The sequence below is a fragment of the Streptomyces sp. NBC_00667 genome, assembly GCF_036226825.1.
Classification (GTDB): Bacteria; Actinomycetota; Actinomycetes; order Streptomycetales; family Streptomycetaceae; genus Streptomyces.
On the sequence record NZ_CP109022.1, the window covers coordinates 540,343 to 561,188 of the forward strand.

The window sequence follows — 20,846 nt, forward strand, 5'->3', positions numbered from 1 at the left end:
GACCGCGCCCACCGGTCGTCACTGCTGTGCGAAGTGGTTCCGAAGCCACGTGAGCAGGGCCGCGAACGAGTGGGTCATGGCGGCGTCCGACTGCTTGAGCACCGTCGTACGGCCGCCGTCCTCCACCGTGATCGTGTAGCTCATCGCGTCCCTGGCGCGGCCGGGCCCTTCGGCCTCGGGCTCCGCGGCCGCCGCCGCCACCAGCCGGGCCAGCTCGGCGGCGGCGTCTTCGGGCAGGGCATCGGTGTCCAGTGCCTCGGGCGGACGGCGGAGGTTGCTCGCCGCCGCCAGCCCGCCGTGTGCCGCCAGAGTCACCCTCATTGCCTGGTTTTCTTCAGGGCGGCCACATCCTTGGCCAGCGCCGTCATCTTGGCGCTGAGTTCGCCGACCTGTGTGGTCACGGCCGCAAGGCCGTCCTGGCGGCCCGCGCCGCCGCTCCCGTCGGCTCCCGCGAGGCTCCGCGCCCGGGCGACTCCCGACGGGACGCCACTGATCTGGATCTCCACTTCCTGCCACGCCGCCAGCACGGTCGACTGCTCGGCGCTTCCGGAGCCGAACAGCTCTCCGGCCTTCTGGTAGGTGGTGTCCGCGAAATCCTGGAACGTGGCCTCCTTGCCGGAGGCTTTGAGCGCTTCGAACCAGATGCGCCCGGCGGTCTCCCAGGCGAATCCGCCGATGCCCACGGCCGTCAGGAAGAACGCCTTGTTGGGAATCCCGGAGTTGAGGTGCACCCCGCCGGAATCCGCGTCCTCGGTGTCGGGCAGGTGGATGAACTTGCTCATGCGGTCGGGCTGGGGGTCCTTGCCGAACAGCGCGTTGTCGTAGGCGTGGCCCGGGGCCTTCATCGAGCGCAGGGCGTCGGCGTCGATTCCGGGGGTCCAGACGTCGGCCCCGATCAGCCAGTCCGCCTCCTCGGCCGACTGCTTGAGCGACCACTGCTTGACCAGCGAACCGAAGACGTCCGACATCGACTCGTTCAGGGCCCCGGGCTGGTTGTGGTATTCGAGTCCCGCGGTGTTCTCGGTGACTCCGTGCGTCAACTCGTGGCCGATCACGTCGAGGGATCCGGTGAGGTTGCTGAACATCTTCCCGTCACCGTCGCCGAAGACCATCTGCTGCCCGTCCCAGAACGCGTTGTTGTACTTCACGCTGAAGTGGACGTACCCGTCCAGGCGCATCCCGTGGCCGTCGATCGAATCGCGCTGGAACACCTCCTTGTAGAAATCGCGTGTCAGGCCCAGCCCCTCGAACGCCCGGTCGACGGCCTCGTCGGCGGATTCGGGTCCGTCCTCCGTCCTGGCCAGTTCCGCGGACGGGAGGAAGCTTCCGTGCTCGCAGTCGAAGACGGTGCGCCGGCCGTTGCCGGGAGTGGCCAGGCCGGTGAACGAAGCCCGGACCGTTCGCTCACCCCGCAGGCGAGCAGTGGTCAGCATGGTGCCCAGGGCTGCCCGGCGCACCTCGCTGTCTTCGCTCTCCAAGAGCCTCTTGAGCAGGTACGGGGGGATGATGCAGTTGAGTCGGGGGGTCCTACTCATAGGACACCTCCTGAAAAGAGGGCCGATGGTTAATCATTCATCAACGTACGGGAGGTCCGCGACGTTCAACCTGACCGGCCGCAGCGTCGCCCCGGGCCTCCGGGAGGATCTCGCGGACGCAGCCGCGGGAGCGCGCTGAATGTGGCAGCAGTGGGTGGAGCGTTGGCGACGACCAACCGCGTTGCCAGAGGTGGTGCCACACCTATGACACCAGTCTCCGGCCGCCCGTAGTGCCTGGCAAGCGCAGGCACGGGGCGCCCCTGAGGGACCGGCACCGCACGCAGGGGTCCGGGGCGGATGACACGCCACCGGATGGCCCATCCCGGCCCTCGGCGGCGTATCGGGTCATAACGTACGAATATGAAGAAGCGTCATATTCTCTACTGCGCGGGCGCCGCGGTGCTCTGCGCCACCGGGCTCGGCGCCGCGCCGGCCGCCGCGGTTCCGATGGTCCACGTCGTACGTCCCGGGGACTCGGTCCAGCGGGCGGTGGACGCGGCGCGCCCGGGCGACACCGTCCTGCTGACCGAGGGCACGTACCGGGAGAGCGTACGGGTGACCACCTCCGGGCTCATCCTGCGCGGCATGGGGCCCCGTACCGTCCTCACCCCCGCCGCCGGAGAGGCCGCCGACGCCTGCGCCCGGGCCGGCAACGGCATCTGCGTCGAGGGCGCGGACGGCCGGCCCGTCGGGCACACCACCATCGCCTCGCTCACCCTGTCCGGCTTCGCCAAGACCGGGCTCTGGTCCTCCCGGACCGACCGCCTGACCGTACGGAACGTCACCGCCGAGAAGAACGGGCAGTGGGGCATCGCCCAGGAGCGCTCCACGCGCGGGATCTTCAAGGGCAACACCGCACGCGGCAACGGCGACGCGGGCCTGTTCCTCGCCAACACCGTCGCCACCGAGGCAGGGGCCACGGACACCGGGGGGACGGTGGTGGAGCACAACCACCTCCGGGACAACCGCAACGGCATCACCCTGCGCCGCCTGCGCAACCTCAGCGTCGGACACAACGACATCACCGCGAACTGCGTCGGCGTGGTCGTCGTGGGCGACGAGAACTCCCCGCACGGCGGCCACCTGGCCGTCCACGACAACCGGGTGGTGGCGAACAACAAGTTCTGCCCGAAGACCGCCAGGCTGCCGTTCCTCCAGGGCTCCGGGATCGTGCTGACCGGCGTCGAGGAGACCGAGGTGACCGGTAACGAGGTCACGGACAACAAGGGCTCGTCCCCGATGTCCGGCGGCATCGTCCTCTTCAAGAGCTTCGTGGGCGCCCACAACGAACGGAACAAGATCACCGACAACACGCTGCGGGGCAACGCCCCCGCGGACCTCGTCGACAGCAACGTCGGCCGGGGCAACGTCTTCAAGAGCAACTCCTGCGGGGCCTCGAAGCCCACGGGGCTGTGCTGACCTCCCGCCCGTCCGGCGCGAACGAGAACAGGAAGGGCGGCATGACGACCGCACGCACCACCGACCCGACCACGAGGCCGGCGCCCCCTCCGTCCATGCGGCTGCGCGAGCTCGTCTTCGGGGCGGCGTGCACCGCCGCCCTGCGCGCGGCCGTCCGGCTCGGCGTGCCCGACGCGCTCGGGGACGGCCCGATGAGCGTGGCGGACCTCGCCGCCGCGGTGAAGACCGAGCCCAAGCCGCTGCGGCGGCTGCTGCGGGCGCTGTCCTGCTACGGGGTCTTCGCCGAGGAGCCGGACGGCACGTTCACGCACACCGGTACGTCCCGGCTGCTGCGCGAGGACGACCCGCACAGCCTGCGCGCCATCGCCCTGTGGTGCACGGAGCCCTGGACCTGGGCCGCCTGGCCGAAGCTGGACGAGGCGGTGCGCACCAACCACAACGTCGTCGAGGACCTCTTCGGCAAGGAGTTCTTCACCTACCTGAACGAGGACGCCCCCGAGTCGGCCGACGTCTTCAACCGGGCCATGACCACCTCCAGCCGGCAGTCGGCGCAGGACGTGGCGGAGTTCCTCGACCTGTCGGGGGCCTCCTCGGTCGCCGACATCGGCGGCGGCCAGGGCTACGTGGTGGCGAGCCTGCTGGAGAAGTACCCGGCGATGCGCGGCACCCTGCTCGACCTGCCGCGCGTGGTCGAGAACGCCGATCCGCGGCTGCGGCCGGGAGGGGCGCTGGCCGACCGGGTGCACATCGTGCCCGGCGACTGCCGGGCGGACATCCCGGTACAGGCCGACGTGTACATCATCAAGAACATCCTGGAGTGGGACGACGTCAGCACCGCCCGCACCCTGCGCAACGTCATCGCGGCCGGCGGCCCCCGGGCGAGGGTCGTGGTGATCGAGAACCTGGTGGACGACACCCCGTCCATGCAGTTCAGCACCGGCATGGACCTGCTGCTGCTGCTCAACGTCGGAGGGGCCAAGCACACGACCGAGAGCATGGTCGGCAGGCTCACCGAGGCGGGCCTGGCCGTGAACGACATCCGTCCGGTCAACCCGTACCTGCACGCCTTCGACTGCACCGTGGCGGGCTGAGCGCAGTCGGCCGGTCACCCGTACGCCGCCGGTCGCCGGGTCCGCGAAGGTGCGGGCCCGGCGACCGGCGGCGTAGTGGCGTGCTTCAAGACCGGGAGTCGCGCTCCCAGCGGTAGAAGCAGTGCGCCATGGCGTCCTTCGGCGAGCGCCAGGTGTCGGGGTCGTACGCGCTGACGTACGCGGACAGCCGCCGGCTGACGTCGACGAACTCCGGGTGCCCCGTCATCTTGGCGATGGCGGGGCCGGGGTCCTTCTCGGACTCGATGAGGTGCAGGTACACGTCACCGAACTGGAAGAGGCTGCGCCGGGCGACTCCCACGAGGTGCGGCAGCTCTCCGCGGTCGGAGGACGCGAAGACCTCGGCGATGCCGGAGGCCGACCCGGGTGCCATACGGGCGACGATCAGGGACTGGTGCATCGGGTTCTCCGTCCGGCTCAGTCGAGCACCCGAGCCGGCCGGCGCTCGGCGGCGGCCTTCTCGATGCGCTCGCGGATCAGGGCCATCTGGACCTTGGAGTTCCGGTTGATGTTGTCCGTCATCCAGTCGTCGTCCACGGGCGCCTCCGGCTTCATGGCGAAGTCCTGCGTCCACACCATCCGGGTGCCGTCCGGCACCTCGTGGTACTGCCACCGGATGTTCATGTGGGCGAAGGGGCCGGTCTCGACGCGGCGGGCGGTGACGCTGAGCCGGTCGCGGTCGGTCTCGCGCTCGGACACCCAGCTCCACACGGTGCCGTTCTCGTCCGGGTGCATGGTCAGCCGGAACGTCGTCTTGTTCCCCTCGACGGAGAGGATGTCGGCGGACGCGTACTCGCTGAACAGCTGCGGCCAGTTCGCCACGTCGTTGGTCATGTCCCAGACCAGGTCGACCGGCGCGGCGATGGTGATCTCGTTCTGCGTGTGGCCCGCCACGTCACGCTCCTGCCACGAGAGAGCTGTTGACCAGGTCGAGGAACTGCCGGGGGGTCTTGCAGCGCTCGGCGTCGGTGGGCATCGGCGCACCGTGCCGGTTCTCCAGTTCGCCGACGATGCCGAGCAGCCCGAGCGAGTCGAGGCCGAAGGTGTCGAAGCCGGAGTCACTGCGCTTTTCGAGCTCGGCCGGGTCGACGGTGACGCCGGCGGCCTTCTTCATGAGTTCGGCCAGCTCTTCCACGGTGATGCGGTCACTCATGGGATTCCTCTCCTTGTTCCGGGGTGCCCCGCTACGGGGCACCCGTGGCGCCGCGCCGGAGCACGAGCGCCGAGTTCGACCCCATGAGTCCCCGGCTCAGGACCAGTGCGGTGCGCAGCTCGGCGGCGCGGGCGCGGGTGGTCACGAGGTCGAGGTCATGGCAGATGTCGAAGATGTTGGGAGTGGGCGGGATGATGCCGTACTCCATGGCCAGCACCGCGGCCGCGGCGTCCAGCACGGGCGCCGCGCAGTAGCCGCGGCCGATGCCGGTCTTGGGTGCCGTGACGGGAACGCGCCTGCCGTGCCGTCCCAGGGCGTCGGCGATGGCGAGCGCCTCGGCCCGGTCGGCCTCGGGGAGGCCGAGGGCGTCGGCGAAGACCACGTCGACCTCCTCGGGGGCGCAGCCGGCTTCCGCGAGGGCCCCGTCGATGGCCCGGGCGAGCCCTTCGCGGGACGCCTCCCAGCAGGAGGCGCCGGTGAAGGTCGCTGCGTGCCCCGCGACGACGGCGCGCACCGCGGCCCCGCGCTCGCGCGCGGCGTCCTCCTCCTCCACCACGAGCATCGCGCCGCCTTCGGCGGGTACGAAGCCGCAGGCCGCGGAGGTGAAGGGGCGGTAGGCCCGGTCGGGGTCCCCTTCGGTGCTCAGCTCCGGGTACCCGAGCTGGCACACCATCGAGTAGGGGGCCAGGGGTGCCTCGGTCGAGCCCGCCACGATCACGTCGGTGCCGCGCCGCACGGCCCGCGCGGCGTGCGCGAGGGCGTCCAGGCCGCCCGCCTCGTCGGCGGCCACGACCGAGCAGGGGCCCTTGAAGCCCCGGCGGATGGAGATCTGGCCGGTGCTGGCGGCGTAGAACCAGGCGATGGACTGGTACGGGCCGACGAACCGGCTGCCCTTCCCCCACAGCTGCTGCAGCTCGCGCTGACCGAACTCGCCGCCGCCGGAGCCCGCGGCGGTGACCACCCCCACGGAGAAGGGCGCCTCGCCGGTGGCGCTCTGCCCGAGCTGGGCGTCCTCCAGCGCGGAGTCAGCCGCCGCCATGGCGAAGTGCGTGAACCGGTCGGTCTGGACGAGGAAGCGCTCCTCGACGGCCGTAGCCGGTTCGAAGGCCCGCACCTCACCGGCCACCCGCAGCGGCAGGTGGTCGCAGCCCTCGCGGGTGATGCGGCCGAGGACGTTGATGCCTTCCCGGGTGGCTTTCCAGAACGCGTCCGCGTTCAGTCCGTTGGGCGCGATCACGCCGATTCCGGTGACGGCGGCACGCCGTGGGTTCGGTTCGCTCATCGTGTCCTCTAACCCTTCCGGTTCAGGACCACCGCGGATTGGAAGCCGCCGAACCCGCTGCCCACGGACAGCACGCCGTCCAGCTTCCGTTCGCGGGCGACGCGGGGGACGTAGTCCAGGTCGCACTCGGGGTCCGGCGTCTCGTAGTTCGCGGTCGGCGGTACGACCTGGTGGCGCATGGCGAGGACGCAGGCCACCAGCTCGATCGCCCCGATCGCGCCGAGGGAGTGCCCGACCATGGATTTGATGGAGCTCATGGGCGTGGCGTAGGCGTGGTGGCCCAGGGCCCGTTTGACGGCCGCGGTCTCGTGGCGGTCGTTCTGCCGGGTGCCGGAGCCGTGGGCGTTGACGTAGTCGATCGCCGAGCGGTCCAGGCGGGCGTGGTCGAGGGCGCTCTCGATGGCGCGGGCCATCTCCAGGCCCTCACCGGTCAGCCCGGTCATGTGGTACGCGTTCCCGAAGGTGGCGTACCCGCCGACCTCGCAGTACACGTGAGCACCGCGGGCCCGGGCGTGTTCCAGCTCCTCCAGCACCAGGACCGCCCCGCCCTCGCCCATCACGAACCCGTCGCGGTCGTTGTCGAACGGCCGGGAGGCGTGGGCCGGGTCGTCGTTGTTGGGCGACGTGGCCTTGATGGCGTCGAAGCAGGCCATGGTGATGGGAGAGATCGGAGAGTCGGACGCGCCGGCTATGCAGACGTCGGCCCGGCCCTCCTGGACCGTGTGGAAGGCGTACCCGACGGCGTCGAGCCCGGAGGTGCAGCCCGTGGAGACGGTCTGGACCGGGCCGCGGGCACCGAAGCGCTCCGCGACCGTGGACGCGAGCGTGCTGGGCGAGAACGCCCGGTGCAGGTGCGGCTGCGCCTGGCCGGGGTCGACGTCCCAGCGCCGGCCGCCCTGGCTGACCAGTACGTAGTCGTGCTCCAGGCGGGTGGTGCCGCCGACCGCGGTGCCGAGGGAGACCCCGACCCGCCAGGGATCCTCCCCGGCGAGGTCGAGTCCGGCGTCGCGGACCGCTTCGTCGCCGGCGGCCAGCGCGAACTGGATGTACCGGTCACCGCGGGCGACCTGCTCCGGGTCCAGTCCGTGGGCCGCCGGATCGAAGTCGCACTCGGCGGCGATCCGCGACCGCAGGCCCGCGGGGTCGAAGAAGGTGATGCCCCGCGTCGCGGTACGCCCGGCGGCCAGTAGGTCCCAGAACGCCCGTGCGCCGATGCCACCGGGCGCGACTATGCCGAGGCCCGTGACGGCCACCCGCCGGGTCATGAACGGACCTGGGAGAGGTCGGCCGGCGGGGCGCCGTCCGCGACGGCGTCGGTGCCTTCGGTGTCGACGTGGCCGAGGGGCGGGGTCGGGGCCAGCGGGCCCAGGTGGAACACGATGCGGGCCTCGGTGTCGCCGACGTTGCGGAACCGGTGGCGCACATGGGTGGGGATCAGGAGCCCCTGCTCGGGCAGCAGGGGGTGCGGCTCACCGTCCAGGTCCACCTCGAGCCGCCCGCAGACGACGTACACGAACTCCTCGGAGTACGGGTGGTAGTGCTCGGCGATGCGGTCGCCGGGCTGCACCATGGCCACGCCCATGAAACCGCTGGTCGAGCCGACGGTGGCGGGGGTGAGCAGGGCGCGTAGGTCGCCGCCGCGCCGGCGGTTGGGCTCGACCTCGTCGAGTCCGACGATTCGGGGCTTGGCTGTGATCACGATGTTCCCTCCGATGTGTGCCGCGCCGGGCGGGTTTGTGGCCGCGGCCCGCTTGGTCCGGTCAGGCCTCCGGCGACCGGCGGTCAGTGATGAGTCGCATGCGCGCGAGCTCCAGCAGGCGTGCGAAGTCCTCGCCCCGCATCGCGGACGGGTCCGCCCCGGCGGCGCCGTCGAAGAGCGTGGTCAACTCGGCCGCCACGGCGGGGTCGGCGAAGCCCAGGCAGAGCGCGGGGTCGGCGTCGTCGAGGTCGCCGCGCACGTCGACCAGGCGCACCACGACCTCGTCGCGCTGGAAGATCGTGCTGCGCAGCACCGGGCTGCGCGGGTCGTCGGCCGCCGACTCGTCGTGCTGCGCGAGCAGCTCGGCCAGCCGCATGCCGCAGTCCGGGCGCGCCTCGTAGTACAGGGCGTGCCGCTCGGCCTCCGGGTGCTCGTGCCCGGCGGTGACGTGGTGCAGGGCGGGCAGGGCCGCGCGGGTGAAGAAGACGCGGGCCGACTCGGGGTCGTTGAGGTCCCGGTCCTGCTCCAGGTAGGGGTTGATGGCCTCCTCGACGGCCCGCACCTCGGGCTGCCGGGCGACGTGGCGCAGCGCCGCGAGCAGGTCGCCCTTGACCTCGACGGCCCGTACCACCCGGTTGCCGTACATGAACAGGGACGTCCGGCACAGCCGGGTGGTGTCGTCGACCCGCGGCTCGGGCGAGGCGTAGCCGGCGAGGATCTTGGCGACGGCCTCCTCGCTGCCCGGCTTGACGGTGAAGGTGAGCGCGTGGCGGACGACGCCGTCGCCGATGCGGGGGGAGCTCTGCAGGCGCCGCCGCTCGGGTGCGGCGCCGGCGGCGGGGCCACCGGTCTCCCGGACGACGTGGAAGCGCAGCGAGCGGGTGTCCCGCACGCAGCCGTGCAGCGGCGACACCATCCGCACGTGCTCTTCGCTGTTCACCCACGCGAGGAAGGGCGGGGCGCTCTCCCACTCGCTGGTGATGAGCCATTGGGATGGATTTTCGATCGACTGGCACAGCTGGTCGCTGACGTGCCCCGGAACCGAGGAGACCTGGGTGCAGAGTTGTTCGTACGCCTCCAGGAACTGCTGTTGGGCGCCGTCGTACACATCCACCAGCAGGACGACGCGGAGCCTGGAGCCGTCGAACACGGACTGGGAGACACGTTTCGACATCTGTCGCTTCGGCGGTTCTGAAACACGTTCAGACGTGGTGGTCATCCTGCGCACATCTCCTTCGAGGGCAGCGGTGAACGCCGGCCGCGGTGTCGCGACGTCAGCGTGTCTCGATCCTGTGCCCGTCCGTGGAAGTGCGCGACCCGCGTGAACCACGCGGGTGACGTGCCCGCGGAGCAGCTGTCAAGAGCGCGGAACTCCCGCCCCACCCGAACGCCTGCCTCTGGAGGCATCGATGCAGCACGAAGCCGACCACCGGGTTCCGGTCCTCATCGTCGGCGGGTCCCTGGTGGGCCTGTCCACGTCCCTGTTCCTGGGGCGCCACGGGGTACGGCACACCCTGGTCGAGCGGCACGCGGGAACCTCGATCCACCCGCGCGGCCGCGGTAACAACGTCCGGACCATGGAGCTCTTCCGGGTGGCCGGCATCGAGCCGGACATCAAGACCGCGGCGTCGCTGCTGGCGGACAACCACGGCATCCTGCAGACACCGACCCTCGTGGGCGATGCGGGCGAGTGGCTGTTCAAGAACATCGACCCGGGGGGCGGCCTGGCGAAGTTCAGTCCCACCTCCTGGTGCCTGTGCAGTCAGAACGACCTGGAGCCCGTGCTGCTGGACAACGCCCGGGAGCAGGGCGGGGAGCTGTGGTATTCGCACGAGCTGGAGTCGTTCGAGGAGGACGCGCAGGGCGTCACCGCCGTCGTACGGGACCGGACCACCGACCGGCGCCGCACCGTCCGCGCCGACTACCTCGTGGCCGCGGACGGCCCGCGCAGCCCGGTCCGGGAGCGGCTGGGCATCGGGCAGAGCGGCCCCGGCGACCTCTTCCACAACGTGAGCATCACCTTCCGCTCGCGCCGGCTCGCCGACGTGGTGGGCGACCGGCGGTTCATCGTGTGCTACCTGACCTCCCCGGACGCCGACGGCGCGCTCCTGCCCGTCGACAACAAGGAGAACTGGGTCTTCCACGCGCCCTGGCACCCGGAGGACGGCGAGACGCTGGAGGAGTTCACCCACGAGCGGTGCGAGGAGCACATCCGCCGGGCCGTCGGTGTCGCCGACCTCGACGTGGAGGTGACCGGCAAGGCCTCGTGGCACGCCGCGGAACGGGTCGCGGACCGCTACGGCGCCGGGCGGGTGTTCCTCGCCGGCGACTCCGCGCACGAGATGTCCCCGACGGGGGCGTTCGGCTCGAACACCGGCATCCAGGACGCCCACAACCTCGCCTGGAAGCTGGCCGCCGTGCTGGACGGCTGGGCCGGTCCCGGGCTGTTGGAGACGTACGACGCGGAGCGGCGGCCGGTGGCGCTGGCGACCAGCGCACGGGCCTCGGCGCGCTCCGTGGAACACAGCCACCCCGGCTTCGCCCCGCCGCCGGGGATCGGCGGCGGCCGGCAGGGCGGCATCCTGAACGTCGTGCTCGCCTACCGCTACCCGCGGGGGGCCGTCGTCGGCGCCGACCCGGAGCAGGACGTGGTGCCCGAGGGGATGCGGCTGGCGGGGCAGCCGGGCAGCCGGGCTCCGCACATGTGGCTGCGGCGCGGCGAGCAGCGCCTGTCCACACTCGACCTCTACGAGCGTTCGATGGTGCTGCTCAGCGGCGCGGGGGACGCCGCGGGCTGGCACGCGGCCGCGCGCCGCATCGCGGAGGCCGGCGGGGTACGGCTGGAGGCCTACCGGATCGGTGCCGGTCCCGGGGCCGACCTGGTGTACGACGGGCACGGCGCGCCGGGCGGGGCGGGCGGGGACGGCCCCGCCGACTGGGCGCAGGTGCACGGCACCACGGCCGAGGGCGCGGTCCTGGTACGCCCCGACGGCTTCGTGGCCTGGCGGGCCGAGGGCCCGGAGGCGGACCCCGAGGCGGCGCTGCGCCAGGCCCTGGCGGAGGTCCTGCGCACGGAGTGAGCCCCTCCCGGCCCGGCCGGGTCCAGGAGGGCCGGCCCCTGCCGCGTCACCGGCGTCGCGCCCCCGCGCGGCCCGGGACGCCGGCTGCCCGTCCGGGACGCCGGCTGCCTCCCCGGCTCAGGCCTGCGTCGGGTCCTCGGGGATCCGGTGCACTTCCACCGGGTCGGAGCCCGGCTTCCCGCCCGGCCCGGGGCAGGCCGACGCCCTCGCGGCGATCTCCAGGGCGCGCTCCTCGCTGTCGACGTCGACGACCCAGTACCCGGCCAGGATCCGTCCCGCCTGGGCCGGCCCGTCGGTCACCTGCCGCTGTCCGTCGCTCGCGGCCCGCACCGTCTTGACCAGCGACGGACCGCCGAGACCACGCCCCTCCACCCATTCCCCGGCGGAGGTGAGGTCGTTGTTGAGGGCGTTCATGTGGGCGAACATGGCCTCCATGTCGTCCTTGGAGTACGACGACATGATGGCGTCCCACTGATCGGCCGGCACGTTCAGCTGGATCATGTACTTCATGTTCCTCACCCTTCCGGGGCGGCTGCAGGGCTTCTTCGGCTTGCCAAGGGGTAGACCGCCGCACGCCGCGGAACTCATCGGGGAGTGCGCCGAGCCCTTCTTCGACACCGCGTGGTCGGACGTCGCCAGGGTCGCGGGATGGCCGAGCCGGGCCTTGGCGTGCCGGGCACACCGCATGCGCGGAGGGGCGCGCCGCTCCTGTTCGCACCCCACGCGCCCGCAGCCGGCCCTCGAAGTATTCGATTGATCACTTCGTTGCGCAGCGGTGTAAAAAGGGAGCGCACATGACCGGTCCGGTCGAAGAAGTGCACATTCCTTGGGGGGAAACCGACCATGCGCACCCGCACGCGCCACAGAGCGCTGGTATCCGTACTCGCCGCCTCCGCCCTGACCGCCCTGGTCCCGGCTACCGCCACCCCGGCCGCTGCTGCCCCGCCGGCCTGCAGCGGGCGGAAGAGCGGCGTACTCGCGACGATCTACCCCGGCCAGCGTCTGGAACCGGGAGCCCGCCTGGTCGACAAGGTCAGCACGACCGAGCTGGTGATGCAGCCCGACGGCAACCTGGTGCTCTACGCCCTCGGCAACCCGGGCGGTTACAGGCTCCCGCTGTGGAACAGCGGCACGTACGGGAACCCCGGCGCGTACGCCACCATGCAGGACGACGGCAACTTCGTCATCTACCGCCAGGGCGGCAGCCCCCAGACCGGCGGCGGCATCTGGCACACCGCGACCTACGGCTCCGGGACCGGGTCCGTGGAAGCCTCTCTCATGGGGGGCGAGTTCCTCGTCGAAGGCCGCAGCAACCAGCACTGGACCACCCGCAGCTCGGAGCGCCAGGCCTGGTTCTGCTCGGAGTACGCGACGGCCGCGGAGGGCTGGTGGACGGGCAACTGGGCCCAGTCCGCCACCGTCTGGCTGGTCCTCCAGCAGGACAACAACCTCGTCATGTACCGCAAGAGCGACGGCAAGGCCATCTGGTACAGCGGTACGTACGGGGGCGGATACCGGGTGACCCTGCAGATGGCCCCCAAGGACCGGGGTGACCTGACCCTGGTCGAGGAAGGCCGCGGCACGGTCCGCTGGCGGACCGGTACGGCGAACAACGACGGTGCCTACGCCCTGCTCCAGGACGACGGCAACTTCGTCGTCTACAAGAAGGACGGCGGCCCCGGCAAGGGCGGCGGCATCTGGGCCACGGGCACCTACAACAAGATCTGACACGCCACAGGGGGAACACCCATGCAACACCACCTGCTCCGCGGAGCGCTCGTATCCCTGCTCGCCGCCTCCGCCGTGACCGTCCTGGTCCCGGGGGTGGCGTCGGCCACCGATCCCAGCCAGTGCATGACCAGCGCGACCGGCCGCTCCGAGGATCTGCGGCCCGGCCAGCGCCTCGCGTCGGGGGCGAGCCTGGTACCGACACCCGGCAAGCCCGAGCTGGTCATGCAGCCCGACGGGAACCTCGTCGTTTACGCGATCGGGAACGGCGGCACCAAGCTCCCGCTGTGGAACAGCGGCACGTACGGAAACCCGGGCGCGTACGCGCTCATGCAGGACGACGGCAACTTCGTCATCTACAAGAAGGACGGCGGCCCCCAGACGGGCGGCGGCATCTGGAACACCGCGACCTACGGGAACCGGGCCAACGACTACGTCAATGCCTCGATCAGGGACAACGGCGAATTCAGTGTGAGCGGCCGCAGCGAGGACTGGTACTGGTCGACCGACACCATCCAGCGGCACGTCAGGGTGTGTTCGACCGACATGTCCTGGGACCGGGGCTTCTGGGCCGAGTCCGCCAGCGTCTGGCTGGTCCTCCAGAAGGACAACAACCTCGTCATGTACCGCAAGAGCGACGGCAAGGCCATCTGGGGCAGCGGCACGTACGGCAACCGCAGCGCCCTGACCCTGGATATGGGGGACAACGGCGACCTGTCCCTGCACGAGTTCGGGCAGAACGAGACGGTCCGCTGGCGCACCGGCACGGCCGGCAACAACGGCGCTTACGCCCTCCTCCAGGACGACGGCAACTTCGTCGTCTACAAGAAGGACGGCGGGCCCGGCAAGGGCGGCGCCCTGTGGGCCAGCGGCACGTACAACAAGATCTGATCGTCCGACCGAACACGGGGGAACCGACCATGCGCCACCGCCTGCTCCGCAGTGCGTTCACATCCCTGCTCGCCGCCGCGGCCCTGACCGCCCTGGTCCCGGCCTCGGCACACGCCGCCCCCTCCGGGCCGGCCGAGTGCGACAGGCCCTACGACGTCCGCGAAACGGTCCTGAACACGGGCCAGCGGCTCGCTCCGGGCGAGAAGATGACCAACCCGACCCAGGTGACCGAACTGGTCATGCAGCCCGACGGCAACCTGGTGCTCTACGCCCTCGGCAACCCCGGCGGCTACAGGCTCCCGCTGTGGAACAGCGGCACGTACGGGAACCCCGGCGCGTACGCCACCATGCAGGACGACGGCAACTTCGTCATCTACCGCCAAGGCGGCAGCGCCCAGACCGGCGGCGGCATCTGGCACACCGCGACCTACGGCGACCACACCGAGATGAAGCCGCAGGCGAAGCTGGAGGCGAACGGCAACTTCAAGGTCATAGGCCGTAAGGAAGGCCAGATGGGGTTGCACTGGACGCCGTTGAGGCGGGAGCGGCCCACCAAACTGTGCGCGAACGACGCGGTGCACGAGTACCGCTACTGGTTCGACGGCGACTGGGCGCAGAGCAGCAGCGTGTGGCTGGTCCTCCAGAGCGACCACAACCTGGTCATGTACCGAAAGAGCGACGGCAAGGCCATCTGGAACAGCGCCACCTACGCGGCCGGTTACTACACGATGGAACTTCGCATGGGCGCCGACGGCGACATGAGCCTGCGCGACTGGTTCGACGAGAAGAACGTGGCCTGGCGGGCCGGCACCGCCGACAACCCCGGCGCCTACGCCCTGCTCCAGGACGACGGCAACTTCGTCGTGTACAAGTCCGACGGCGGCCCTGGCCTGGGCGGCGCCCTGTGGGCCACCGGCACCTACGGCAAGGTCTGACCGGTCCCGCACAGCGGATGACGAGGGGCGGGGTGCGACGCGCACCCCGCCCCTCCGGCGTGGACCGGGCGCGGCCGGGTCAGGGGACGAGGACCACCTTTCCGGCGACCGTGCCGGACTCGGCCAGGCGCATGGCTTCGGCGGCTCGGGCCAACGGGATCTCGGCTGCGACCTTGGCGGTGATCTCCCCGCGCTGCAGGGCCGTGAACACCTGGGTGAGGTCGGAGCGCAGGCGCGCCCGGAAGCGGCCCTTTGCGTAGGCGCGCCCGGCCCACACGTTGAAGAAGTAGGCGCGACGGCCGTTGGGCAGCCAGTTCCACAGCCACACCCGGCCCAGGAGCCGGAGCACCGGCCACGCGCCGGAGCCCTCGTCGTCGCGGGTGGCGGCGCTGCCGTACGAGACGAGGGTGCCACCGGGGGCGAGGAGCCGCCAGGAGTCGGTGATGCCGTCGCCGCCGACGTGGTCGAACACCGCGTGCACGCCGCCGGGCGCGAGTGCCCGTACGCGGGCGGGTACGTCGCCGGAGCGGTAGTCGACGGGGGTCACCCCGAGCGCGCGCAGCGCGTCGTGGTGGCGGGTGGAGGCGGTGCCGATGACCCGGGCGCCCGCGGCGAGCGCCAACTGGACCAGGATCGAGCCGACTCCGCCGTTGGCGCCGTGGACCAGGACGGTCTGGCCGGCGCGGACCCGGGCCTTGCGGTGGAGCATCTGCCAGGCGGTGATGCCGTTGACGACCGCGGTCTCCGCTTCCGCCGCGCCGACGCCGGCGGGTACCTCGACCACGTCGGCGGCGTCCAGGGCTACGTGGCTGGCCCAGCCGCCGGTCTTCGTCAAGGCGGCCACCCGCTTGCCGAGCAGTCCGGGGGCGACGCCCGCGCCGGCGGTCAGCACGGTCCCCACCAGGTCGTATCCGGGAACGAAGGGGAACGGGGGCTGGTCGTAGTAGCGGCCGCGGCGCATCTGCTGCTCGGCGAAGGACACTCCGGTGGCCTCCACCGCGACCACCACTTGGCCTGCGCCCGGCCTCGGGAGCGGACCCCGGTGCAACTCCAGCCCTTCCGGCTCCACCTTGCCCGGCAGGACGATCTCGATCCGCTCCATGGTGCTCATGACGACCTCCGCTTGGTTACTGCTTCTCGTGTTCGTTAGAAGGTGTAACTAGACTGCGTGCCTGCCTCGCGGATGTCAAGGGCAGATGCGCCGGATCACTAATGGCCCTTGCCGATAGTGATAGCCTCTAACCAATTCTGGTGTTGGGCAGTGGGAGGCGACGGGCATGTCCGCAAGCACGCAGACCCCTCGTGAGCGGTACCGGCAGCAAGTACGCGAGGAGGTCAAGGAGAAGGCCTGGCAGCAGATCGCCGGCTCCGGCGCCTCGGCGCTGTCCCTCAATGCGATCGCCAAGCAGATGGGCATGAGCGGACCGGCGCTGTACCGGTACTTCGCCAACCGCGACGAGCTGATCACCGAACTCATCCGGGACGCGTACCGCTCGCTCGCCGACGCCTTCACCGGCGTCCTCGGCTCCACGGAGGGAGCGGGCGGCGGCCCGGATCTCGCCGCGCTCGCCCGGGCACTGCGCCGCTGGGCCCTGGAGCACCCGCACCGCTACTTCCTCGTGTACGGCACCCCGGTCCCCGGGTATCACGCGCCGCAGGACATCACCACGATCGCCTCGGAGATGATGTCCGTCCTGCTGGACGCCTGCGCCGCGGCCGGGCCGCAGCCCGACCCGGCCCCTCCGGCCCGCGCCTTCGAGGACCACCTGGCCGCCGGTCACAGGGAGTGGGCCGGGGACCACCCGGACGCCCCGCCATCGAACCTTCGCCTGGCCCTGGCGTTCTGGACCCGCCTGCACGGCGCGCTCTCCCTGGAGTTGGCGGGCCACTTCACCGGCATGGGCCTCGACCCCGACCTGCTGTTCGAGTCCGAGCTGGGCAGCTTGACCGCCGGCTGACCGCACGGTGTCCGCACGCTGACCGCCCGGCGTGCGGGGGCTGCCGGCCACTGACGGCACTCGCTCCACCGCTCGAAGTCCCGCCGTCAGTTCTCCGCCGTTATTTCTGCGCCATCAGTTCTGCGCCGTGGGGCGCACGACGATGTCGCCGACGTCGACACCTTCCGGCTGCTCGACGGCGAAGGCGATGGCGCGGGCCACCGCGTCCGGCGAGAGGGCCGTCTCCATCATCGTGTCGATCCCGGCCTTCACCTCAGGGGCCATGCGCTCCGTGAAGTCGGTGCGGACGGCTCCGGGCGAAACGACCGTTACCCGCAGACTGTCACCGGCCTCTTGGCGCAGCCCCTCGGAGATCGTGCGGACGGCGTTCTTCGTACCGGCGTACACCGACTGCAGCGGCACGACACGCAGTCCGGCGGTGGACACCGTGTGGACGAAGTGTCCTGAGCCCTGCGCCCGGAAGACGGGGAGGGCCGCGGCGATGCCGTAGAGGACGCCCTTGAGGTTGACGTCGATCATCTCTTCCCAGTCCTCGACGCGCAGGTCGTCCAGGCGGGAGATCAGGCCGACGCCGGCGTTGCTGATGAGGACGTCGAGCTTGCCGTACCGGGCGCGGGCGAGGTCGACGAGGGCGCAGAGGTCCTGGCGGCGCGTCACGTCCGTGCGCAACCAGGCGGCCTCGCCGCCGGCACTCTCGATGCGGGCGGCCAGAGCCTCAATACGCTCTCGGCGGCGGGCGCCGAGGACCACTTTCGCGCCGCGCTCCGCGAGCAGGAGGGCGGTCGCCTCACCGATGCCGCTGCCTGCGCCCGTGATCGCGACGACTTTGCCTTCGATTCCTGACATGACCGGTGATGGTCCTTCCGGAGGAGGAACACGGGCAGGCTGATGCATGCCCTAAGGTGAAAGTGGAGGCGCCGCCACTTCACCACCGTAACCGGAGACACCTCCACTTAACAATGGGGCGAGCAGGGAGAGCCGTTGATGGCCGCAGACGCAGGACGTCCACTGAGGGCCGACGCCCAGCGCAACCGGGAGAAGATCCTCGCCGCGGCGGTGCGCCTGTTCACCGAGGAGGGCCTGGACACGCACTTCGAGCGCATCGCCAGGGAGGCGGGCGTGGGCACCGGCACCCTCTACCGCAACTTCCCGACCCGGGAGGCCCTGATCGAGGCGGCCTACCGCAACGAGGTGGCCCGGCTGTGCGACTCCGCCCCCGCCCTCCTGGAGTCCATGCCGCCCCTTGAGGCGCTGCGCGCCTGGACGCGCCGCTTCATCGACTACGCCACCGCCAAGATCGGCATGGCCGACGCCATGCGAGCCGTACTCGCCGCGGGAAGCGATCCCTACGCGGACAGCCGCACGCTGATCCAGGACGCCCTGTCCTCCCTGATGGCGGCGGGCAAGGCCGCGGGGGCGATCAGGTCCGACATCAGCCCGGGCGACATGTTCGCCGCCCTCGCCGGCATCGCCCTCACCTCGGCCGCGCCCGAGCTCCGGGAGCAGGCCGAACGCCTTCTCGACCTCACCCTTGACGGGCTGCGTCCCCCGCCGACGCCGCTCGGCTAGAGGGAACTCCGGTCAGGTGCGGGCGGCACACGGGGCACCATAGGGTCATGAGAACGCGTCCGGTGCTCGTCTACGACGGAGACTGCGGCTTCTGTACGACTTCGGCCCGTGCGGCGCAGCGCTTGCTCCGCCCCGCCTGCGAGTTCACCGCGTGGCAGTTCGCAGACCTGGACTCCCTCGGTGTCTCGCAGGAGCGGGCCGAGTACGAGGCGCTGTGGGTGACCCCCGACGGTCAGGTGTACGGCGGCGCCCAGGCGGTGGCGAAGCTGCTGCTGCGTGCCGGCGGTGCGTGGGGAGTCCTGGGGGCGGTCCTCACCCTGACCCCCGTGCGCTGGATCGCCCATGCCGCCTACCGGCTCGTCGCGAACAACCGTGGCCGGCTGCCGGGTGGCACCCCGGCCTGCGCCGCGCCCCCGCAGCGGCCGGCCCGAGCTTCGCCCCAGCGGCCGGCCTGAGCGTTCCCCCAGCGGACAGCGCCCCGAATCAGCTTGGTCGGGTCAGCTGGGCCGGTTCCTCCAGCGCCCGTCCGACGTGAGGTTCGGGTCAGTCCCACTGCCCGTCGGCGAGGGAGGTGACGGGCTGGGGCTTGCCGATGACGGCCAGGGCGATGAAGAAGCTGATCTGCCCGATGGCGATGGTCAGGGTGGCCAGCGCCTTGTCGTCGTAATGCCTCGCCACCTCGGCGTAGAGCTCGTCGCAAACGCGCTCCTTGCCGTGGGGCGCGGGCTGGAGGGTGGCCTCCACCAGTGCGAGGGCGGCACGTTCGGCGTCGGTGAAGCAGGGGGCGTCCTGCCACGAGGAAACGGCCGTGATGCGCTCCTCCGACTCCCCCGCCTTGCGCAGGAAGGCGGTGTTCAAAATCGTCAGGTAGGTGTTGCGGACGATCTGCCCGGCGCGCAGGTGGACGAGGCTCATCGTGGTGCGCGGCACCGAGCGGTTTCCCGTGGCCCGGAAGAAAGCGGCGCTGATGTCGCTCAGCTCCGGCACGAACTGACCCGGGTTCGGCATCCGGGAGATCGAGGTCTTCGTCATGACTGCACTCCTTCGCATCGGCAGCGGCCCGTTCGGCGGCTCCACGACACTGACGAACGGGAGCGACGGGATGTGACAGCCGCCTGGCGAGCAGCTTCCGGGGATCCCTGTTCTGCGGAGCGGCGTTGTCTGCTACAGGTCTTGTTCCGGTTGCATGCGGTTGCCAGAAGGAGTTTTCACATGGGAGAGCTGTACCCGCCGGTCGAACCCTACGAGAACGGGATGCTCGACGTCGGCGACGGCAACCACGTGTACTGGGAGGCCTGCGGCAACCCGCACGGCAAACCGGCACTCGTCGTACACGGCGGACCCGGATCGGGATGCGGGCCCGGGGCACGCCAGTACTTCGACCCGGACCGGTACCGGGTCGTGCTGTTCGACCAGCGTGGCTGCGGCCGCAGCACCCCGCACGCGGGCGACCCGGCGACCGACATGCGGCACAACACCACCCGGCACTTGATCGCCGACATGGAGCGGTTGCGGGAGCACCTGGGCGTCGACCGCTGGCTGCTGTACGGCGGCTCGTGGGGCTCCACGCTCATCCTGGCCTACGCCGAGACGTACCCGGAGCGGGTGTCGGAGATGGTCATCTCCGCCGTCACCACCACCAGGCGTTCGGAGATCGACTGGCTCTACCGGGGCGTGGGCCGGTTCTTCCCCGAGCAGTGGGACCGCTTCCTGGCCGCAGCCCCCGGAACGCCGCGGGACGGCGACGTCGTCGCGGCGTACGCGCGCCTCACCGAGCACCCGGACGCCGCCGTACGGGAGAAGGCCACGGCCGACTGGTGCGCCTGGGAGGACGCGGTCCTGTCAGGCGAAACGAACGGCGCCTCCCACCCGTACGGCGCCCGGCCGCCGGCCGCACAACTGGCCTTCGTCCGCATCTGCGCGCACTACTTCTCCCACGGCGCGTGGCTGGAGGAAGGCGCCCTGCTCCGCGACGCCCACCGCCTGACCGGCATCCCCGGCGTCCTGGTCCAGGGCCGGCTCGACATGGGCAGCCCCCTGCACACCGCGTGGGAACTCGCCCGCGCATGGCCGGACGCGGAGCTGATCGTCGTCAGCGACGCGGGCCACCTCGGCAGCGACACGACCCGCGCCCAGGTGCTCCGGGCACTCGACCGGTTCGCTCGCGGAGGGCTGAGTCCCTCCATGCGACCCGGGGAGCCGGCCCACGGGGCCTAGCCCGCGTCGCGGCGAGGATTACGGCGCCGGACGGGCAGGAGGAGGAGCCGCCCCGGTCACCTCGCGCACCCCATCGGATGGCTCACTGTCCTCAGGTCCGTGCAGGTGACCACCGCCGGCGGCAACTGCGGTCCGGGCCCGTGCGGATCCCGGTCCGGTGGGCGTACGCGCAGCTGCGGTGGGAGTGGGACCGCGGCCACCGGAAGCGCCAATTGCTTCGACACAGCACGAACCGGCTGGCAAGCTGCCCGCATGACCTACCGAATCGAGT

At 71.2% G+C, this 20,846-nt stretch carries 23 protein-coding genes; 10 read left to right on the forward strand and 13 right to left on the reverse strand.

Annotated features, from left to right (window positions below):
• Positions 1–18: 18 nt before the first annotated feature.
• Both OHA81_RS02670 and OHA81_RS02675 read right to left on the reverse strand, forming a co-directional pair.
• Positions 19–321, reverse strand: a complete 303-nt coding sequence (locus OHA81_RS02670; protein ID WP_329192347.1) for a protealysin inhibitor emfourin — start codon at positions 319–321, stop codon at positions 19–21.
• Positions 318–1,535, reverse strand: a complete 1,218-nt coding sequence (locus OHA81_RS02675; RefSeq protein WP_329192349.1) for a M4 family metallopeptidase — start codon at positions 1,533–1,535, stop codon at positions 318–320. Before OHA81_RS02675 ends, OHA81_RS02670 begins: the two co-directional genes overlap by 4 nt.
• A 360-nt stretch (positions 1,536–1,895) precedes the next feature.
• Between OHA81_RS02675 and OHA81_RS02680 the strand changes: the two genes are divergently transcribed.
• Entirely contained in the window at positions 1,896–2,954 is a 1,059-nt protein-coding gene (locus OHA81_RS02680; RefSeq protein WP_329192351.1) for a right-handed parallel beta-helix repeat-containing protein, read from the forward strand.
• Between the two features lie 41 nt (positions 2,955–2,995).
• Positions 2,996–4,045, forward strand: a complete 1,050-nt coding sequence (locus OHA81_RS02685; protein ID WP_329192353.1) for a methyltransferase — start codon at positions 2,996–2,998, stop codon at positions 4,043–4,045.
• An 85-nt stretch (positions 4,046–4,130) separates the two neighbouring features.
• Here OHA81_RS02685 and OHA81_RS02690 read toward each other — a convergent pair whose 3' ends face one another.
• From OHA81_RS02690 to OHA81_RS02720, 7 genes are all read right to left on the reverse strand, one after another.
• The gene (locus OHA81_RS02690; protein ID WP_329192355.1) at positions 4,131–4,463 is read right to left on the reverse strand and encodes a TcmI family type II polyketide cyclase; all 333 of its coding nucleotides are present in this window, start codon (positions 4,461–4,463) and stop codon (positions 4,131–4,133) included.
• A gap of 17 nt (positions 4,464–4,480) precedes the next feature.
• A complete protein-coding gene (locus OHA81_RS02695; RefSeq protein ID WP_329192357.1) occupies positions 4,481–4,957 on the reverse strand; it encodes an SRPBCC family protein in 477 nt (158 codons plus the stop codon).
• A gap of 1 nt (position 4,958) precedes the next feature.
• On the reverse strand, positions 4,959–5,216 hold the full coding sequence (locus OHA81_RS02700; RefSeq protein ID WP_136216022.1) for an acyl carrier protein: 258 nt from the start codon (positions 5,214–5,216) through the stop codon (positions 4,959–4,961).
• Positions 5,217–5,247: 31 nt separating this feature from the next.
• Complete coding sequence (locus OHA81_RS02705) at positions 5,248–6,498, reverse strand: ketosynthase chain-length factor (RefSeq protein WP_329192360.1); 1,251 nt, start codon at positions 6,496–6,498, stop codon at positions 5,248–5,250.
• Between the two features lie 8 nt (positions 6,499–6,506).
• Positions 6,507–7,763 (reverse strand): beta-ketoacyl-[acyl-carrier-protein] synthase family protein, encoded by a 1,257-nt coding sequence (locus OHA81_RS02710; RefSeq protein ID WP_329192361.1) that lies wholly within the window; start codon positions 7,761–7,763, stop codon positions 6,507–6,509.
• Positions 7,760–8,197, reverse strand: a complete 438-nt coding sequence (locus OHA81_RS02715) for a cupin domain-containing protein (protein WP_329192362.1) — start codon at positions 8,195–8,197, stop codon at positions 7,760–7,762. Before OHA81_RS02715 ends, OHA81_RS02710 begins: the two co-directional genes overlap by 4 nt.
• A gap of 61 nt (positions 8,198–8,258) precedes the next feature.
• Positions 8,259–9,416 carry a SchA/CurD-like domain-containing protein gene (locus OHA81_RS02720; RefSeq protein ID WP_329192363.1) on the reverse strand — a complete coding sequence of 386 codons (1,158 nt, stop codon included), beginning with the start codon at positions 9,414–9,416 and terminating at the stop codon, positions 8,259–8,261.
• A 190-nt stretch (positions 9,417–9,606) separates the two neighbouring features.
• Between OHA81_RS02720 and OHA81_RS02725 the strand changes: the two genes are divergently transcribed.
• Positions 9,607–11,277 carry an FAD-dependent oxidoreductase gene (locus tag OHA81_RS02725; protein WP_329192364.1) on the forward strand — a complete coding sequence of 557 codons (1,671 nt, stop codon included), beginning with the start codon at positions 9,607–9,609 and terminating at the stop codon, positions 11,275–11,277.
• Positions 11,278–11,394: 117 nt separating this feature from the next.
• On the opposite strand, the gene OHA81_RS02730 is transcribed toward OHA81_RS02725, so the two are convergent.
• Positions 11,395–11,787, reverse strand: a complete 393-nt coding sequence (locus OHA81_RS02730) for a YciI family protein (protein ID WP_329192366.1) — start codon at positions 11,785–11,787, stop codon at positions 11,395–11,397.
• 333 nt (positions 11,788–12,120) lie between these two features.
• Here OHA81_RS02730 and OHA81_RS02735 point away from each other — a divergent pair, with 333 nt between their 5' ends.
• The 3 genes from OHA81_RS02735 to OHA81_RS02745 are packed head-to-tail and all read left to right on the forward strand — an operon-like array spanning position 12,121 to position 14,831.
• The gene (locus OHA81_RS02735) at positions 12,121–13,005 is read left to right on the forward strand and encodes a hypothetical protein (RefSeq protein ID WP_329192368.1); all 885 of its coding nucleotides are present in this window, start codon (positions 12,121–12,123) and stop codon (positions 13,003–13,005) included.
• A gap of 21 nt (positions 13,006–13,026) precedes the next feature.
• A complete protein-coding gene (locus tag OHA81_RS02740; protein WP_329192370.1) occupies positions 13,027–13,896 on the forward strand; it encodes a hypothetical protein in 870 nt (289 codons plus the stop codon).
• A gap of 29 nt (positions 13,897–13,925) precedes the next feature.
• Positions 13,926–14,831: a hypothetical protein gene (locus OHA81_RS02745; RefSeq protein WP_329192372.1), complete on the forward strand. Its 906-nt coding sequence runs from the start codon at positions 13,926–13,928 to the stop codon at positions 14,829–14,831.
• Positions 14,832–14,910: 79 nt separating this feature from the next.
• On the opposite strand, the gene OHA81_RS02750 is transcribed toward OHA81_RS02745, so the two are convergent.
• Positions 14,911–15,942, reverse strand: a complete 1,032-nt coding sequence (locus OHA81_RS02750; RefSeq protein ID WP_329192374.1) for a medium chain dehydrogenase/reductase family protein — start codon at positions 15,940–15,942, stop codon at positions 14,911–14,913.
• A 166-nt stretch (positions 15,943–16,108) separates the two neighbouring features.
• Here OHA81_RS02750 and OHA81_RS02755 point away from each other — a divergent pair, with 166 nt between their 5' ends.
• Positions 16,109–16,789 (forward strand): TetR/AcrR family transcriptional regulator, encoded by a 681-nt coding sequence (locus OHA81_RS02755; RefSeq protein ID WP_329192376.1) that lies wholly within the window; start codon positions 16,109–16,111, stop codon positions 16,787–16,789.
• A 114-nt stretch (positions 16,790–16,903) separates the two neighbouring features.
• Here the strand turns inward: OHA81_RS02755 and OHA81_RS02760 are convergent, their stop codons facing one another.
• Positions 16,904–17,635: an SDR family oxidoreductase gene (locus tag OHA81_RS02760; RefSeq protein ID WP_329192378.1), complete on the reverse strand. Its 732-nt coding sequence runs from the start codon at positions 17,633–17,635 to the stop codon at positions 16,904–16,906.
• Positions 17,636–17,773: 138 nt separating this feature from the next.
• Here OHA81_RS02760 and OHA81_RS02765 point away from each other — a divergent pair, with 138 nt between their 5' ends.
• Positions 17,774–18,358: a TetR/AcrR family transcriptional regulator gene (locus OHA81_RS02765; RefSeq protein WP_329192380.1), complete on the forward strand. Its 585-nt coding sequence runs from the start codon at positions 17,774–17,776 to the stop codon at positions 18,356–18,358.
• Between the two features lie 47 nt (positions 18,359–18,405).
• Positions 18,406–18,813 (forward strand): thiol-disulfide oxidoreductase DCC family protein, encoded by a 408-nt coding sequence (locus OHA81_RS02770; protein ID WP_329192381.1) that lies wholly within the window; start codon positions 18,406–18,408, stop codon positions 18,811–18,813.
• 88 nt (positions 18,814–18,901) lie between these two features.
• Here the strand turns inward: OHA81_RS02770 and OHA81_RS02775 are convergent, their stop codons facing one another.
• A complete protein-coding gene (locus tag OHA81_RS02775; protein WP_329192383.1) occupies positions 18,902–19,390 on the reverse strand; it encodes a carboxymuconolactone decarboxylase family protein in 489 nt (162 codons plus the stop codon).
• A 180-nt stretch (positions 19,391–19,570) separates the two neighbouring features.
• Between OHA81_RS02775 and pip the strand changes: the two genes are divergently transcribed.
• Entirely contained in the window at positions 19,571–20,575 is a 1,005-nt protein-coding gene (pip, locus tag OHA81_RS02780; RefSeq protein WP_329192385.1) for a prolyl aminopeptidase, read from the forward strand.
• Positions 20,576–20,846 lie beyond the last annotated feature (271 nt).

Bases quoted from the DNA above. Each gene is read 5' to 3' on its own strand.
- OHA81_RS02670 (WP_329192347.1), bottom strand. From the start codon at position 321: ATGAGGGTGACTCTGGCGGCACACGGCGGGCTGGCGGCGGCGAGCAAC.
- OHA81_RS02675 (WP_329192349.1), bottom strand. From the start codon at position 1,535: ATGAGTAGGACCCCCCGACTCAACTGCATCATCCCCCCGTACCTGCTC.
- OHA81_RS02680 (WP_329192351.1), top strand. From the start codon at position 1,896: ATGAAGAAGCGTCATATTCTCTACTGCGCGGGCGCCGCGGTGCTCTGC.
- OHA81_RS02685 (WP_329192353.1), top strand. From the start codon at position 2,996: ATGACGACCGCACGCACCACCGACCCGACCACGAGGCCGGCGCCCCCT.
- OHA81_RS02690 (WP_329192355.1), bottom strand. From the start codon at position 4,463: ATGCACCAGTCCCTGATCGTCGCCCGTATGGCACCCGGGTCGGCCTCC.
- OHA81_RS02700 (WP_136216022.1), bottom strand. From the start codon at position 5,216: ATGAGTGACCGCATCACCGTGGAAGAGCTGGCCGAACTCATGAAGAAG.
- OHA81_RS02705 (WP_329192360.1), bottom strand. From the start codon at position 6,498: ATGAGCGAACCGAACCCACGGCGTGCCGCCGTCACCGGAATCGGCGTG.
- OHA81_RS02710 (WP_329192361.1), bottom strand. From the start codon at position 7,763: ATGACCCGGCGGGTGGCCGTCACGGGCCTCGGCATAGTCGCGCCCGGT.
- OHA81_RS02720 (WP_329192363.1), bottom strand. From the start codon at position 9,416: ATGACCACCACGTCTGAACGTGTTTCAGAACCGCCGAAGCGACAGATG.
- OHA81_RS02725 (WP_329192364.1), top strand. From the start codon at position 9,607: ATGCAGCACGAAGCCGACCACCGGGTTCCGGTCCTCATCGTCGGCGGG.
- OHA81_RS02730 (WP_329192366.1), bottom strand. From the start codon at position 11,787: ATGAAGTACATGATCCAGCTGAACGTGCCGGCCGATCAGTGGGACGCC.
- OHA81_RS02735 (WP_329192368.1), top strand. From the start codon at position 12,121: ATGCGCACCCGCACGCGCCACAGAGCGCTGGTATCCGTACTCGCCGCC.
- OHA81_RS02740 (WP_329192370.1), top strand. From the start codon at position 13,027: ATGCAACACCACCTGCTCCGCGGAGCGCTCGTATCCCTGCTCGCCGCC.
- OHA81_RS02745 (WP_329192372.1), top strand. From the start codon at position 13,926: ATGCGCCACCGCCTGCTCCGCAGTGCGTTCACATCCCTGCTCGCCGCC.
- OHA81_RS02750 (WP_329192374.1), bottom strand. From the start codon at position 15,942: ATGAGCACCATGGAGCGGATCGAGATCGTCCTGCCGGGCAAGGTGGAG.
- OHA81_RS02755 (WP_329192376.1), top strand. From the start codon at position 16,109: ATGTCCGCAAGCACGCAGACCCCTCGTGAGCGGTACCGGCAGCAAGTA.
- OHA81_RS02760 (WP_329192378.1), bottom strand. From the start codon at position 17,635: ATGTCAGGAATCGAAGGCAAAGTCGTCGCGATCACGGGCGCAGGCAGC.
- OHA81_RS02765 (WP_329192380.1), top strand. From the start codon at position 17,774: ATGGCCGCAGACGCAGGACGTCCACTGAGGGCCGACGCCCAGCGCAAC.
- OHA81_RS02770 (WP_329192381.1), top strand. From the start codon at position 18,406: ATGAGAACGCGTCCGGTGCTCGTCTACGACGGAGACTGCGGCTTCTGT.
- OHA81_RS02775 (WP_329192383.1), bottom strand. From the start codon at position 19,390: ATGACGAAGACCTCGATCTCCCGGATGCCGAACCCGGGTCAGTTCGTG.
- pip (WP_329192385.1), top strand. From the start codon at position 19,571: ATGGGAGAGCTGTACCCGCCGGTCGAACCCTACGAGAACGGGATGCTC.